Genomic DNA, 13,672 nt, shown 5'->3' with positions numbered 1-13,672 from the left:
GGGCGCAAACCATGCACGAACTCGCTTTTCCGCTCCTCGTCGGCCTGGTCATCCTGGCGCTGGCGTTCGATTTTCTGAACGGGCTGCACGACGCTGCGAACAGCATCGCGACTGTCGTCGCGACGCGGCTGCTGCGGCCGGTGCAGGCGGTGCTGTTCGCCGCCTTTTTCAACTTCGCCGCCTATTTCCTGTCGGTGATTTTTCCCGAATTGCACAAGGTCGCCGAAACGATCGGCAAGGGGATCATCGATAAGGATCTGGTCACCCCGGCGGTCGTGTTCGGGGCGCTGGTCGGGGCGATGTTCTGGAATGTCGTCACCTGGCTGAAGGGCATTCCGTCGTCATCCAGCCATGCGTTGGTCGGCGGGATCGTCGGGGCGGGCGTAGCGCACGCGGGGTTCGAGGGGATCGAGTGGACCGGGCTGAACAAGACCGTCATCGCGATCTTCCTGTCGCCGCTGCTCGGCATGTTGCTCGCGATGCTGGTGATGCTGCTGAGCAGCTGGGCGCTGCGCCGCGCGACCGCGAATTTTGCTGAAAAGACGTTTCGCCGTCTCCATCTGCTGTCTTCGGCGGCTTATTCGATCAGCCACGGGCTGAACGACGCGCAAAAGACGATGGGGATCATCGCGGTGCTGCTCTATTCGACGGGCTATCTGAAGGGCGAGTTTCACGTCCCGCACTGGGTGGCGTTCAGCTGCTATGTCGCCATCGCGCTGGGCACCTTGTCGGGCGGGTGGAAGATCATCGAGACGATGGGCGGGCGGATCACCAAGCTGTCGCACCATCAGGGCTTTGCCGCGTCCACCGGCGGGTCGATCATGGTGTTCACCGCCAGCCTGCTCGGCATCCCGGTGTCGACGACGCACACAATCACTGGCAGTATCATCGGCGCCGGCGTCGCGCGCCGGGCGAGCGCAGTGCGCTGGGGCGTGGCGAGCAATGTCGTCGCGGCGTGGTTCATCACCATCCCGGCGAGCGCGATCGTCGCGGCGGCGTTTTACGGGATTACGCGGCTGTTCTGATCATTTCGTGGGGCGATAATCGACGCTGGCACCGCCGACCATGCGCACCGGCAGGTACAGGCCGTTGCCATAGGCCTTGATCTGGCCAATCTCAAAGCCATCGACCCGGGTGCGGATGACGAATGCGCCCTCGCGCCGCTGGTCGACCGCGCGTTTGATCTTGCCCTGCAGCTCGCCCAGGTCGCGCGCAAAATTCTGCGTCAATGCATCGGCAATCAGCGGGGCAAACCCCGGGCTCTGGCCGAGCGTGATGAGCAGGTCGCCGCCGACCCCGTCGGTGTCGCCATTGATGGACAAATTGGTGAAATGCACCTCGGCCGAGCCCGGCTTGTTGTTGGGAACCGCGGTCATCCAGATGCGGCCCTGGGTCGGCTCGCCGCTGCGGTCCGCAAGGCGCATGGCGACATCGACACCTAGGGCGATCCGCCTGTCGGGCGCGCCGTAGATCGTCGATTTTCCGAATTTGACCGTCATCGCTCCGACCTTGGGCAAGTCGAACGGTCGCGCCGACCGTTTCAGCAGCGCACGATCGACCACGGGCTGAAGCTGGGCATAGTCGGCAAGGACCGGCACCCGCACGTCGAGAAGCGGCTTGGGCACGGCGCGGACCATCTTCGGCAACGGTGTCGGCGTCGGGTCGGTCGGGCGGCCCGAAACAAACGTCTCGGTAATCGCCTCCAGACCCAGGTTCAGCCGCATCTGCTGCCCTTCCATCCGGTACCCGCCATAGAGGATGCGCTGCGGCGTGACGCGCATCCACACCGGCGGCTTGTCGCGGTTGAGCTCGAGCGCGGTGAAGCTCTGCCGCCACACCTCGGACGCCTGTTTGCGGATGTCGATACGGGCGATCTCGCGGTTCACCTCGCGCTCGACGTCGCGAACGACGGGTTTCAGCTTGGCATCGGCCTCGTCGGTGAAGGTGATGCGCTTGCCGAGAAAGTCGATCCCCGGTGCCTTGGTCCAGCCATAGCTGATCCGCGCGGTGCCGCGGGTGCGCCAGTCTGGCGTGATGTCGATCTTGACCCGCGCATGCGCCATCGCGGCGCCGGTCGCGGTCTCGCCCTTCAACACCCCGCCGACGTCGCGCGCCGCAATCGTGGCACTCAGCGGCACATCGACGATAATCTCGTCGCCCACGCCGCGCAGCCGCAGCGGCCCGCGCGTGACCCGCCCGACGATGGTGCAGGCGATGGGCGGTGTGACCTTCACCTCCTTGCCGAACACCTTGACCCGTTGCGGCTTCACGCACGCACGCTCGCGGCGGTTGATCGTCCACAGCGTCTTCGGCACCGCGCGTTCGAGCGCCTGTCTAAGCGCCGTAGTATCGGCGTTGATCGGCACCGCGATAAGCGATGTCTGCGTCGGCGAAGGCGCCTTGTCGGTCGCGCGTGGCGGTGCCTCGACGTCGGTCTTGCGATCGCAGCCGGACAGGGCGCTCAGCAAGAACAGCGTGGCAAATGTCCGATTTATACGCATGATACGGCCCCTGTTCGATGTCCTGTATTAACATCGAACGGGTAAAGCCGTTCCAACATTATCGGTTTAGCCGGTCACGACCCCGAACAGATCATGCTCGTCGGCATCTTCGATCGCGACATCGACGATATCGCCCGCCTTCAATGTCGCCGCCACGTCGCGCAGATAGACGTGGCCGTCGATCTCGGGCGCATCGGCTTGTGACCGCCCGGTCGCGCCGATGCTGCCGTCATCATCGGCTTCGCCGACTTCGTCGATTATCACCGGCAGGGTGCGGCCGATCTTGGCTTCGAGTTTGGCGGCGCTGATCGTGGCAGTCTTTTCCATGATACGCTGGTAGCGTTCTTCCTTCACCTCTTCGGGTACGTGATCGTCGAGCGCATTCGCCTGCGCGCCCGCGACGGGTTCGAAGCGGAAGGCGCCGACGCGGTCGAGCTGCGCTTCGTCGAGCCAGTCGAGGAGATATTGGAAGTCGGCCTCGGTCTCGCCGGGGAAGCCGACGACGAAGCTGGAGCGGATCGCGATGTCGGGGGTGATCGCGCGCCAGTTCTTGAGGCGTTCGAGCACTTTCGCCTCGTTCGCGGGGCGCTTCATGCGCTTGAGCACGCTCGGGCTTGCATGCTGGAACGGAATGTCGAGATAGGGGGTGAGCAGCCCATCGGCCATCAGCGGGATGACCGCGTCGACGTGGGGGTAGGGATAGACATAGTGGAGGCGCACCCACGGGGCGCGGCCTTCGCTGGTCCGCAGCCCGCCGAGCTCGCGCGCGAGGTCGGTCATATGCGCGCGGACTTCGCGGCCCTTCCACTGGCGCGGGTCGTGGCGGGTGTCGACGCCATAGGCCGAGGTGTCCTGACTGATCACCAGCAGTTCCTTCGTCCCCGCGGCGACGAGCTTTTCAGCCTCGCGCAGCACCGCGTCGATGCGGCGGCTGACGAGTTTGCCGCGCAGATCGGGGATGATGCAGAAGGAGCAGCTGTGGTTGCAGCCTTCGCTGATTTTCAGATAGCTGTAATGGCGCGGAGTGAGTTTCAGTCCGCCTTCGGGGACGAGGTCGATGAACGGGCCCTGGGTGGGCGGCGCGGCTTCGTGGACGGCGTCGACGACCTGCTCATATTGATGCGCGCCGGTGACGGCGAGGACGTTGGGGAAACGCGCGCGGATGACGTCGGCTTCGTTGCCCATGCAACCGGTGACGATGACGCGGCCATTTTCGGCCATCGCTTCGCCGATCGCCTCGAGGCTTTCTTCCTTCGCCGAATCGAGGAAGCCGCAGGTGTTGACGAGCACGACGTCGGCGCCGGCATAATCGGGCGACAGGCCATAGCCGTCGGCGCGCAGCTTGGTCAGAATCCGTTCGCTGTCGACGAGCGCCTTGGGGCAGCCGAGCGAAACCATGCCGACCTTCGGCTGGGAGGGGAGGGTTGTGACTGTCATGATTGCGGGCGCGCATAGGGGATTTTTTGGGGTTTGTCACCATCAGGTGTGCTTGGTGCCACCCACGGTCTTCTTCGTCATCCCGGACTTGATCCGGGATCCATCGCAGCGTCGAAGTCATGGGCCCCGGATCAAGTCCGGGGTGACGAAGGGGAAATGCTCGCCGTCAGATCTTCCCCGCTAGCGTATCCGCCACAATCCGCCAGACTTTCGGGTTGATCCCCAGACCCAGATGCGTGCTGTCGACTTTGATGTTGCGCGCCTGGTCGTTGTAGATATCGACCGCGATATCGGGGCCGACGATGCCGTCGCGGTCTGAGTAGATGACGGTGAGCGGCTGGCTCAGGCCTTTCAGGTTGCGCGCGTGGATTTCGCGCTCGATCGCATCGAAGTCGCGGCCGGCGAAGCGCTGCGCGAGGGCGGTATATTTTGGGCCGCCTATGATCGGCGTGCCCATGGTGATGATCTCGCGGACGAGGTTCGGGTAGGCGCGCGCGGTCTCGCGGGCGATGACGCCGCCGAGGCTCCAGCCGATCAGGGTGAGCGGGGCGTCGTCGACTTTCGCCCATTCTGCCGCCTGCGCCGCAAAGCGTTCGACGTCGGCGACGACGCGGCCCTGATTGCGGCCCATACCCCAGTCGCGGACATGATAGCCGAGGTGGCGGAGATAGGCTTCCAGCGGGCGCATCGAGAGTTCGGAGGCGCCGTAACCGGGGAACAAGACGACCGGGCGGCCGTCGCCGCGCGGGGCGCCGATCAGGTGGTAACCCGACAGGCCGTAGCGCAGCAGGTCGAGCGGCAGCGCGAGCTCGCCCAGTTGCGCGCGCCGGCTGGGCGGCTTCAGGTCTTTGGGAAGCGGTATGTCGCGGGCCATCGCCTTCTCCCTCTTGGCGGATTATAGCTCGGCGTGTCGGCGTGGCTTTGCAAGGATAATGACGGATGATCGGGGCGTTTGCGGCAATTTCGGCGGCGATTGCGGTCGCGGCGGGCGCGTTCGGCGCGCATGGCGCGGCGGGACAGCAGGAGGCCGAATGGCTGCGCACCGGCGGACTGTACCAGCTGATCCACGCGGTTGCCGCGATCGCGATCATGGGCTTTGCGCGCGGGCCGGCGATCATGCTGCTGGTCGGCGGGGCGCTGTTCGCGGTCACGCTGTATGCAATGGCGCTCGGCGGGCCGCGCTGGCTGGGTGCGGTGACGCCGATCGGTGGCAGCCTGCTGATCATCGGGTGGCTGTGGGCCGGCTGGCTTTACTGGCACGGCTAACCGCCGGGAACGCTCGCTTCGCATTCTTCGCAGCGGATGACCTCGACCAGCTGATCGCCCTGTTCGAGGTGCTGGGCTTCGGCTTCCCAGAAGCCATAGGGCTTGCCGGCGCGATAGATGCGCAGCCCGCGCCCGCCGCTCGCAAGCTGGTCGATGCTGCGCCCGATTTCTTCGGCCGCCACCGCGCGTTCGCGCAGCTGGACGCGGCCGCCGATGCTGGCGAGGTCGGCCATATAGTCGGCGACATGGGCGCCCTGCGCCGACCCGGCGAGGAGCAGGCCGGTGAAGCTGACCGGGTTGATGACATTGGTCGCGCCCGCTTGCCGCGCGAGCAGCTCGTTATCCTGCGCGCGGATGACGACGCTGATCGGAACCTGGGGCGACAGGTGGCGGACGGTCAGGACCATGAGGATCGACGAATCGTCGCGCCCGGCCGATACCAGCACCGATTGTGCGCGCGCGATGTGGACGTCGATCAACGTGTCGTCATTCGATGCGTCGGCTTGCAATATGTTGCAGCCCATCGCTTCGGCCTCGGCGATCCGTGACGCCGACTGGTCGATGACGACGATGCATGCGGGGTCGGTGCCGCGCGCGATCAGTTCCTTGACCGCTTCGCTGCCGCTGATGCCGAAGCCGAGGACGACGATATGGTTGGTGAGCTTTGCCTGGATGCGGGCCATACGCCATTTATCCCATGTGCGTTTGAGGGCGAATTGATAGGCGGTGCCGACGAAAATGAAGAGCACCGCGATGCGGATCGGGGTGACGATGATCGATTCGATCAGCCGCGAGCGATCGGACACCGGCGCGATGTCGCCAAAGCCGGTCGTGGTCACCGAGATCATCGTGAAATAGACGACGTCGAGGAAACTGATGTGGCCGTCGTAGCTATCCTTCAGCCCCGCGCGGTCGATCCAGTGGACGAGGATGACGATTGCGATCAGGAAAAAGGCGACGCCAAGCCGCGCAATGACATCGGCCCATATCGGCCATTTGCTCATGCGGCGTAGCGGCTGGAACCGGTGTTGCAGCTTCAGTTTCGAGCCGGGAGGCTTGCTCATCGGGGCGGCAATTGCTTCATCGGATCAACGGGTATGCGATTTTTGCGCAACTGGAAATGGAGTTGCGACGTCTGGACCTGTCCGGTCGCGCCGGCGCGGCCGATGACGTCGCCCATCCGCACACTCTGGCCGCGCTTCACGTCGATGCGCCCGGCGTGGCCGTAGGCGCTGACCCAGCCGCTGCCATGGTTGATCAGGATCAGCCCGCCATAGACGCCGATCTGGTCGCCGGCATAAGCGACGATGCCGTTGGCGGTCGCGCGGATCGGGGTGCCTTCGGCAGCGGCGATATTGATGCCGTCGCTGACCTTGCCCGGCGCGATCCGGCCGAAGCGCGCGAGGATCGGGCCAGCGAGCGGCCATTCGAAGCGGCCGGTGAAGTAAGCGGGATCGGCGATCGCAGTGGTCACTGGCTTGCGCGGTGCGGCGGCACCCGCGGTGGGCCGCCCGCTCGCGGCGAGCGCGGGCTGGCTGCCGGTGGCGATATCGTCGATGTCGAGACGGAAGGCCGCGGCGCGGGCGCCGACGTCGATCGGACCGGGCGGCAGGATGCGCGCATCGGAGGGCAGGCGGAGGCGCTGGCCGATGCGCAATATATAGGGTTCGGCGAGCGCGTTGACCGTGATGATCTCGCCCCAGTCGGCGGCATAGGCCGCCGCGATGCCGATCCCCGTCTCGCCCGCCGCGACGCGGTGATACAGGCCGGCGGGGATGCGCAGTTGCTGGCCGGGTGTCAGCATATAGGGCGGGGTCAGGTCGTTTTCGATCGCGAGCGTTTCGGATCCGGCGCCGCTCATGTCGCCGATCGCGCGCAGCGTATCGCCGCGGCGGACGGTGTAGGCGCTCGCCGTCACGCGCACGGCCTTGGCGACGACGGGTTTCAGCGTCCAGGTCGGGCGTGGGTCGGCGCCGACGACGTCGCCGATCGAGCCGCGCTCAAAGTCGAAAGATTGGTCGGGTGCGGCAGCCGCCGGGGCGGTCCGCGAGGGCGGAGCGGGCGCAGCCGGAATGCAGCCGGCAAGCGACATCGCGCACAGCACGAGTCCGACGTGACACTTGATTCCCCCCACCCGCCGTCTTTGCCAAAGCTTCGCGGCGAAATCCAGGCTTCTGTATCAAAGTGGATCAGAATCTCTAAATCTCGTCATTCTCGCGAAAGCGGGAACCCAGTCCGACGTTGGCTCGCTGGGTTCCCGCTTTCGCGGGAATGACGAGATAGTTGAATCAGCGGCTATACGCGCTCCGCAGCATCGCCAGCGACGCATCATGCGTCAGGTCGAGCTGGAGCGGGGTGACCGAGATATATTTGTCGTCGATCGCCTCAAGGTCGCTGTCATGTCCCGGCGAATGCTCGATCCCGTGGAGCCCGAACCAGTAATAGCGATAACCGCGCGGGTCGGTGCCTTCGACGATCGAGCCGCGCGCGTAATCGTGGAAGCCTTGCCGCGTGACGCGGACGCCCTGAACCTCGTCGGCGGGAATGGCGGGGAAGTTGATGTTGATCAGCGTGCGCGGCGCCATCTCCATCGCGAGCAGCGGGCGCAGCACTTTTGCGCCCCAGGTCGCGGCGACCTCGAACGGCACGCTGTCGCCCATGCCTTCGGTCGCGTAAACCTGGCTGAGCGCGATCGAGCGGATTCCCGCGAGCGCCCCTTCGATCGCCGCCGAAACGGTACCCGAGTAGGTCACATCGTCGCCCAGATTGGCGCCGCGGTTGACGCCGGACAGGATCAGGTCGGGCTTGTCTGGCATCAGCTTGCCGATCGCCATCATAACCGAGTCGGTCGGAGTACCGCTGCACGACCAGCGGCGTTCGTCGTGCTGGTGAACGCGGACGGGGCGCGACAGGGTGAGCGAGTGGCCGGCGCCCGACTGTTCTTCGGCGGGTGCGCAGACCCAGATGTCGTCGCTCAGTTCGCGAGCGATCGCTTCGAGCACGGCAAGGCCGGGGGCATGGTAGCCGTCGTCGTTGGTGAGGAGGATGCGCAAGTTTTTTTGTCCACCTAGCGCGTCATTGCGAAGAGCGCAGCGACGAAGCAATCTCCAGCCTGTGATGTTACGCGAGGTCGAAGGCTGGAGATTGCTTCGCTGCGCTCGCCATGACGAATCAAGGCGTCAGCTTCGTGATCCCACCCATATACGGCAGCAGCGCATCGGGAACGATAACACTCCCATCCTCCTGCTGATAATTCTCCAGCACCGCGACGAGCGTCCGTCCGACCGCGAGCCCCGAGCCGTTGAGGGTATGCACAAACTCATTGCTCTTGCCGCCGTCGCGGCGGAAGCGGGTGTTCATGCGCCGCGCTTGAAAATCGCCGCAGTTCGAGCAGCTCGAAATCTCGCGATAGGCGTTCTGGCCGGGCAGCCACACCTCAAGATCATAGGTCTTGCGCGCCGCAAAGCCCATATCGCCCGCGCACAGCAACATCTTCCGATAAGGCAATCCGAGCGCTTCCAGAATCGTTTCGGCGGCGCGAGTTTTGCGCTCGAGCTCGGCGTCGCTGTCTTCGGGACGCACGATCGAGACCATCTCGACCTTCCAGAATTGGTGCTGTCGGATGTAACCGCGGGTGTCGCGTCCGGCAGAGCCGGCTTCGGAGCGGAAGCAGGGGGTCAGCGCGGTCATGCGGATCGGCAGATCGGCCTCGGGCAATATTTCTTCGCGCACCGCGTTGGTCAGGCTCATCTCGGAGGTCGAGATCAGCCAGCGGCCATCGGTGGTCTGGAACAGGTCTTCGCGAAATTTGGGCAGCTGGGTGGTGCCGAATGCGGCTTCGTCGCGCACCATCAACGGCGTCGCGCATTCGGTGTAGCCCGCGTCGATCGTCTGCCGATCGATCATGAACTGGCCGAGCGCGCGTTCGAGGCGCGCCATCTGACCTTTCAGGAAGGCGAAGCGGGCGCCGGACATCTTGGCGGCGGTTTCGAAATCGAGGCCGAGTGCGGGGGCGAAATCTGCGTGTTCCTGGGCGGCGAAGTCGAATGTCCGCGGGGTGCCCCAGCGCGCAATTTCGACATTGTCGTCCTCGTCTTCGCCTTTCGGGACATCGGCAGCCGGCAGGTTGGGGAGCGCGGCGAGCGTGTCGTGCAATGCAGCGAGTTGTTCGCGCTCGGCATTTTCCTTGTCGGGCAGCGACGTCTTGAGCGCGGCGACTTCGGCCTTGAGCGCTTCGGCCTTGTCCTTGTCACCCTGCGCCATCGCCTGTCCGATCAGCTTCGACGCTTCGTTGCGGCGGGCGAGCGAAGCCTGAATCTCGGTTTGCAGCGCGCGCACTGACGCATCGGCGGTCAGGATGGCGCCGGACAGGGGTTCGAGACCGCGGCGCGCGAGGCCGGCGTCGAAGGCTTGCGGGTCATCCCGGATCAGGCGGATATCGTGCATGGCCGCGCTATGGCGTTGCCACTCGCATGGCGCAAGCCCGATCGCGGCCATGAAAAAAGGGCCGCCCCGAAAGGCGACCCTTCAGTGTGGTGGTCCGGGTTTAGCCCCCCCGACCTCCAGTGGATCGTTTACGCCGCGTCGGCGTCTTTGTCGTTGCTGTTTGCCGCACGGCGGCGCGCGACGAGCGCAGCGGCGGCGGCGCCGAACAACAGCATCATCGGCGGCGCTGGAACCGGGGTCGGATTGCCCGGATTGCCGTGGCTGCTGCTGCCGCCCGAGCTGGACGACGACGAGCTGGAAGACGAACTGCTGGACGAGGATGAACTGGTGCTGCCGGTCGAACCAAAGCTGCTGGTCCCGCCGGTCGCACCCGAAGAGGTCGCGCCGCTCGAGGTGCTGCTGCTCGACGAAGAAGATGAGCTGGACGACGAACTGCTCGAACCGCCCGAACTGCCGCCGCGCGACGAAGTGCCGTGCGATGATCCGCCTTTGGACGAATTGCCCCAGCCCGAACTGCCGTGCGACGAGCCGCCCTTCGAACTGCCGCCTGAAGAGGACGAGCTGGACGAGGATGAGGACGAAGACGAGCTCGACGACGAGCTGCTGCTCGACGACGTGGTGCTGACGGCACCGGTCGATGTGCTGACGCTCCCGGTTGAGGTCGACACGCTGCCGGTCGACGTCGAAACGCTGCCCGTCGAGGTCGAAACGTCGACGTTACCCGTCGAAGTCGAAACACTACCGGTCGAGGTGGAGACGCCGGATGATGTGCTGGACGTTGTGCTGAGGCCGCCGGTGGTCGTCGAGGTGACCACCACGCTGCCGCCGCCGCCGCTGCTGCTGCCGCCACCGAAGAAGCCGCCAAAAAAGCCGCCGCCCAAACCGCCGCCAAAGCCGCCGCCGATCACAGTGACGCCGCCGCCACTGCCGCCGCCTTCAAAGCCGCCGCGCTGCGGGAAGGGAGCATAGGGGATCGGGGGCAGCGGGATCGTTTGCGTTACAACCTGCGTCTGCGGGGTTGCGGTGCGAATGATGCGCTTCGTCGTCACGACGCGGCGAATGCGCTTCACCGGCTTGCGCGCGGCATGGCGCTTGCGAACGACCTTTTTGCCAACGCAGGGCGAGCACGACTTGGCTGTCTGCGCGCGCGCCGGCGGCACGTCCGCAATTTGCATCGCGCCGGTACCGATAAGCGCACCACCGCAGGTGCAGGCGCAAAGCTTGGCGAGGGCCATTCGGACAGACATAGGTTTCTCTTTCTTTCCCGTTGCAGGTGCAAAGCGCCTTTGACCGACACCCAATTTCACCTTCGCTATAACCCAAAAGGTCAAAGCTTTGCGAACGCGGCAATTGCGTTAACCGCGTTTGCCTGTCCGACAGCGGGAAAAGAACGTCAGAATCAACCCTATTGACGATTACTGTCCCAAAATAGTACGAAATCCGCAATGATTCTATGCAATTGGTTAATCTTCGGCCCTAAATTGCCGCCACGCGGTCCACCTTGGCGGTTCCGATCGACCGTCGGGAATCGGCGCGCACCCCATCTCCGTTCAGCCGCGCTTCACGGCCCGTCGCTATGCGCTGTTTCGGCGCTTGTATCGCAACCAGCGGCTGGTTATAGGCCCGCCACTCCCTGCACCGCTCTGCGGCCCGCAGGTGACAGGAAAGGACGCGAGAGCCCCTCATGCCGACCAAGATTGCCGACGTTGGTGCAGACGCGCTTCGCGATGCCAAATCCAATCTCGATTCGGACTATGTTCCTCGCGACGACGAGCCGTTCATGAACGAGCGGCAGCAGGATTATTTTCGCGGCCTGCTGCTCGCCTGGAAAAAATCGATCCTGTCCGAATCCGAATCGACGTTGGCGCATCTGCAGGACGGCCCGCTGCGCGAGCCCGATCTGGCGGACCGCGCATCGAGCGAGACCGACTGGGCGATCGAGCTGCGTACCCGCGACCGGCAGCGTAAGCTGATCGCCAAGATTGATTCGGCGATTCGCCGCATCGAAGAAGGCGAATATGGCTATTGCGCGGTAACGGGCGAACCGATCTCGCTCGCGCGCCTGCAAGCGCGTCCGATTGCGACGATGACGCTGGAGTCGCAGGAGCGCCACGAGCGCAACGAACGGATTTCGCGCGAAGATTGATCCGCAGCGGGACAATATCGCCCAATCCCATACCCCCAGTTTACGTTTCGGCAACGCCTCGACTCTAATTTCGCGACCCTGACAATCAACGCGGGGAATGGGTCGCAATGGATTCGCGTGGGCCGGTAACGGTAGATGAAGAAGTGGCAGCGCTGTCGCGCGGCGCCGATCGGGACAGCCTGTTCATGCAGGCCAGCCTGATCTTGCCGGGTCGCGCCGATCCGGTGGTCGTGCGCGTGCGCAACCTGTCGCCGGGTGGTATGCTCGCCGAGGGCAAGGTCCGTGTTGCGCAGGGCGCAACAGTTGAGATCGAGCTGAAAAATGTCGGACCAGTGCCGGGCCGCGTTGTTTGGGCGGGCGAGGGCAAGTTCGGTATCGCGTTCGACCATCTCGTCGATCCGCAGGCGGTGCGTCGCCAGGTGGTGTCGCAGTCCGATTTGCCGCCGCATCTGCGGCGCTCAGGCCTCGAACGGGGGCCGCTGTACCGCCGACGCTGATGCGACCTGCATAGGGGTGGCACCAGCGAGGCGGTAACGGCTGGCGATCGTCAGGCGACCGCGAGCATCTCTTCCTTCAGTTTCAGCTTCTGCTTTTTCAGTTGCGCCAGCGCCGCCATGTCGGGCGCCGGACGCCGCTCTTCATTCGCAATTTTCTCGTCTAGGTGCGCGTGGCGCGACTTCAGGGCGGAAAGATGCGAGTTGCTCATGGGCCATTCTCCTTTTCGACTCGATTGGCAGGACCGAGTAAAACACGAATCGGAGCGAATGTCGTCGCGATTCGGCCAGCCGGTCCCCGTTGCGGACCAGTGGTGAACGTGGCAGGGAAGCGGTCGTGAGCCCCGACGAAATCATTCAGCGCCTGGAGCTGTTACGCATTGAGCATCGCGACCTCGATGCTGCGGTCATTGCGCTCGGCACCGCGGCGATCCCCGACCAGCTGCAGCTTGCGCGGCTGAAAAAACGCAAGCTGCGCCTGCGCGACGAGATTGCATGGTGCGAGGACCAGCTGGTTCCGGACATTATCGCCTGAATCAAAACGGGACGCTGCGGCGCCCTATTTTCATGGTTACCGCCATTGCATTGCGGCGCGGGCATGGCATCCATCGGTCCATGGTGGCCCCACATTCAGACATGATGACAATCGCCGCGCCGGTGCAGCGCGCCCAAGTCGAAAATCTGTATGTCGAGGCGATGGTGCTCGCCGACGAGGCGCACGCCGCTTTCGCCGCGCAGCGCGATCTGGGCGACATCCGCCGCGACGGGCTGATGCAGATCAGCCTGGCGTGCGAATCGCTCAAGACCACGACGCGGCTGATGCACGTCATCGCCTGGCTGCTCCACCGCCGAGCGATGATCGCGGGCGACCCGGGGGCGGGGCCGCACGACAGCGCGGCGCGGATCGGTGATCCGGTTGCCGCCGACTGGGACGTCTGCGCGGGGTTCGAAGCGTCGGTGCGGCGGATCATCGCGGCGAGCGAGCGGTTGTTCGAACGCATCGCGCGGATCGAAGCGGGATGGAATGCACCGGTCGCGGTGACTCCGGTGCAGCGTTTGCTGGCGCAGCTGGAGGCGCGGCTTTAGTATAGCGGCAAGTCTGTTTGGGGTGGGAAGCGGACGTTGCCGATCCTCCCCGGAACGGGGAGGGGGACCAGCGAAGCTGGTGGAGGGGCACCATCGGTTTACCTTGGCATAGAGGTAGTACTCCACGGCGAGGTTCCCGGAAAAGTGGACTCAACCGTTCCGATGCTGCGGTAACCGCCTGTGCCCCTCCACCACCCTTTGGGTGGTCCCCCTCCCCCGTTGGGGGAGGATCGCTTAGGTCCGCAACCGGTCGCTAGCCATCTACCCCAGCCACTCCACCCACGCACCATGGGCAT

General features: G+C 64.8%; 16 protein-coding genes. 8 read left to right on the top strand and 8 right to left on the bottom strand.

The annotated features are described in order from the left end of the window. The first annotated feature begins 11 nt into the window (after positions 1–11). Positions 12–1,025 carry an anion permease gene (locus ACQY6T_RS08865; protein WP_428630417.1) on the top strand — a complete coding sequence of 338 codons (1,014 nt, stop codon included), beginning with the start codon at positions 12–14 and terminating at the stop codon, positions 1,023–1,025. On the opposite strand, the gene ACQY6T_RS08860 is transcribed toward ACQY6T_RS08865, so the two are convergent. The 3 genes from ACQY6T_RS08860 to ACQY6T_RS08850 form a co-directional block, all read right to left on the bottom strand. Continuing rightward, positions 1,026–2,501: a DUF4403 family protein gene (locus ACQY6T_RS08860; RefSeq protein ID WP_428630416.1), complete on the bottom strand. Its 1,476-nt coding sequence runs from the start codon at positions 2,499–2,501 to the stop codon at positions 1,026–1,028. Positions 2,502–2,567: 66 nt separating this feature from the next. Beyond that, a complete protein-coding gene (gene rimO, locus ACQY6T_RS08855) occupies positions 2,568–3,938 on the bottom strand; it encodes a 30S ribosomal protein S12 methylthiotransferase RimO (RefSeq protein ID WP_428630415.1) in 1,371 nt (456 codons plus the stop codon). A gap of 166 nt (positions 3,939–4,104) precedes the next feature. Beyond that, entirely contained in the window at positions 4,105–4,812 is a 708-nt protein-coding gene (locus tag ACQY6T_RS08850; RefSeq protein ID WP_428630414.1) for an esterase/lipase family protein, read from the bottom strand. Between the two features lie 65 nt (positions 4,813–4,877). Between ACQY6T_RS08850 and ACQY6T_RS08845 the strand changes: the two genes are divergently transcribed. Further along, a complete protein-coding gene (locus ACQY6T_RS08845; RefSeq protein ID WP_428630413.1) occupies positions 4,878–5,204 on the top strand; it encodes a DUF423 domain-containing protein in 327 nt (108 codons plus the stop codon). Here ACQY6T_RS08845 and ACQY6T_RS08840 read toward each other — a convergent pair. The 4 genes from ACQY6T_RS08840 to serS form a co-directional block, all read right to left on the bottom strand. Beyond that, positions 5,201–6,268, bottom strand: a complete 1,068-nt coding sequence (locus ACQY6T_RS08840) for a potassium channel family protein (RefSeq protein WP_428630412.1) — start codon at positions 6,266–6,268, stop codon at positions 5,201–5,203. The two genes, ACQY6T_RS08845 and ACQY6T_RS08840, sit on opposite strands and share 4 nt — an antisense overlap. Then, positions 6,265–7,338: a peptidoglycan DD-metalloendopeptidase family protein gene (locus ACQY6T_RS08835; protein WP_428630411.1), complete on the bottom strand. Its 1,074-nt coding sequence runs from the start codon at positions 7,336–7,338 to the stop codon at positions 6,265–6,267. Before ACQY6T_RS08835 ends, ACQY6T_RS08840 begins: the two co-directional genes overlap by 4 nt. Positions 7,339–7,492: 154 nt before the next feature. Then, entirely contained in the window at positions 7,493–8,257 is a 765-nt protein-coding gene (gene surE, locus ACQY6T_RS08830) for a 5'/3'-nucleotidase SurE (RefSeq protein ID WP_428630410.1), read from the bottom strand. A gap of 118 nt (positions 8,258–8,375) precedes the next feature. Beyond that, complete coding sequence (gene serS / locus ACQY6T_RS08825) at positions 8,376–9,650, bottom strand: serine--tRNA ligase (protein ID WP_428630409.1); 1,275 nt, start codon at positions 9,648–9,650, stop codon at positions 8,376–8,378. Between the two features lie 84 nt (positions 9,651–9,734). On the opposite strand from serS, the gene ACQY6T_RS08820 reads away from it, so the two are divergent. From ACQY6T_RS08820 to ACQY6T_RS08805, 4 genes are all read left to right on the top strand, one after another. After that, on the top strand, positions 9,735–10,619 hold the full coding sequence (locus ACQY6T_RS08820) for a hypothetical protein (protein WP_428630408.1): 885 nt from the start codon (positions 9,735–9,737) through the stop codon (positions 10,617–10,619). Between the two features lie 60 nt (positions 10,620–10,679). Then, positions 10,680–10,940 carry a hypothetical protein gene (locus ACQY6T_RS08815; RefSeq protein WP_428630407.1) on the top strand — a complete coding sequence of 87 codons (261 nt, stop codon included), beginning with the start codon at positions 10,680–10,682 and terminating at the stop codon, positions 10,938–10,940. A gap of 394 nt (positions 10,941–11,334) precedes the next feature. Then, positions 11,335–11,796, top strand: a complete 462-nt coding sequence (gene dksA / locus ACQY6T_RS08810) for an RNA polymerase-binding protein DksA (RefSeq protein ID WP_428630406.1) — start codon at positions 11,335–11,337, stop codon at positions 11,794–11,796. Positions 11,797–11,903: 107 nt separating this feature from the next. Next, on the top strand, positions 11,904–12,293 hold the full coding sequence (locus tag ACQY6T_RS08805) for a PilZ domain-containing protein (RefSeq protein ID WP_428630405.1): 390 nt from the start codon (positions 11,904–11,906) through the stop codon (positions 12,291–12,293). A gap of 50 nt (positions 12,294–12,343) precedes the next feature. Here ACQY6T_RS08805 and ACQY6T_RS08800 read toward each other — a convergent pair whose 3' ends face one another. After that, positions 12,344–12,502, bottom strand: coding sequence for a DUF465 domain-containing protein (locus ACQY6T_RS08800; RefSeq protein ID WP_428630404.1), 159 nt, complete (start codon positions 12,500–12,502; stop codon positions 12,344–12,346). A gap of 125 nt (positions 12,503–12,627) precedes the next feature. Here ACQY6T_RS08800 and ACQY6T_RS08795 point away from each other — a divergent pair, with 125 nt between their 5' ends. Both ACQY6T_RS08795 and ACQY6T_RS08790 read left to right on the top strand, forming a co-directional pair. After that, positions 12,628–12,825, top strand: a complete 198-nt coding sequence (locus tag ACQY6T_RS08795; RefSeq protein ID WP_428630403.1) for a YdcH family protein — start codon at positions 12,628–12,630, stop codon at positions 12,823–12,825. Positions 12,826–12,926: 101 nt separating this feature from the next. Next, on the top strand, positions 12,927–13,376 hold the full coding sequence (locus ACQY6T_RS08790; RefSeq protein ID WP_428630402.1) for a DUF1465 family protein: 450 nt from the start codon (positions 12,927–12,929) through the stop codon (positions 13,374–13,376). Positions 13,377–13,672 lie beyond the last annotated feature (296 nt).

The organism is Sphingopyxis sp. (genome assembly GCF_965279725.1).
Classification (GTDB): Bacteria; Pseudomonadota; Alphaproteobacteria; order Sphingomonadales; family Sphingomonadaceae; genus Sphingopyxis.
This window is presented reverse-complemented; position numbering and strand designations above follow the sequence as displayed.

Bases quoted from the DNA above. Each gene is read 5' to 3' on its own strand.
- serS (WP_428630409.1), bottom strand. From the start codon at position 9,650: ATGCACGATATCCGCCTGATCCGGGATGACCCGCAAGCCTTCGACGCC.
- ACQY6T_RS08860 (WP_428630416.1), bottom strand. From the start codon at position 2,501: ATGCGTATAAATCGGACATTTGCCACGCTGTTCTTGCTGAGCGCCCTG.
- ACQY6T_RS08845 (WP_428630413.1), top strand. From the start codon at position 4,878: ATGATCGGGGCGTTTGCGGCAATTTCGGCGGCGATTGCGGTCGCGGCG.
- ACQY6T_RS08815 (WP_428630407.1), top strand. From the start codon at position 10,680: ATGATGCGCTTCGTCGTCACGACGCGGCGAATGCGCTTCACCGGCTTG.
- ACQY6T_RS08865 (WP_428630417.1), top strand. From the start codon at position 12: ATGCACGAACTCGCTTTTCCGCTCCTCGTCGGCCTGGTCATCCTGGCG.
- ACQY6T_RS08805 (WP_428630405.1), top strand. From the start codon at position 11,904: ATGGATTCGCGTGGGCCGGTAACGGTAGATGAAGAAGTGGCAGCGCTG.
- dksA (WP_428630406.1), top strand. From the start codon at position 11,335: ATGCCGACCAAGATTGCCGACGTTGGTGCAGACGCGCTTCGCGATGCC.
- ACQY6T_RS08790 (WP_428630402.1), top strand. From the start codon at position 12,927: ATGATGACAATCGCCGCGCCGGTGCAGCGCGCCCAAGTCGAAAATCTG.
- ACQY6T_RS08800 (WP_428630404.1), bottom strand. From the start codon at position 12,502: ATGAGCAACTCGCATCTTTCCGCCCTGAAGTCGCGCCACGCGCACCTA.
- ACQY6T_RS08850 (WP_428630414.1), bottom strand. From the start codon at position 4,812: ATGGCCCGCGACATACCGCTTCCCAAAGACCTGAAGCCGCCCAGCCGG.
- rimO (WP_428630415.1), bottom strand. From the start codon at position 3,938: ATGACAGTCACAACCCTCCCCTCCCAGCCGAAGGTCGGCATGGTTTCG.
- ACQY6T_RS08840 (WP_428630412.1), bottom strand. From the start codon at position 6,268: ATGAGCAAGCCTCCCGGCTCGAAACTGAAGCTGCAACACCGGTTCCAG.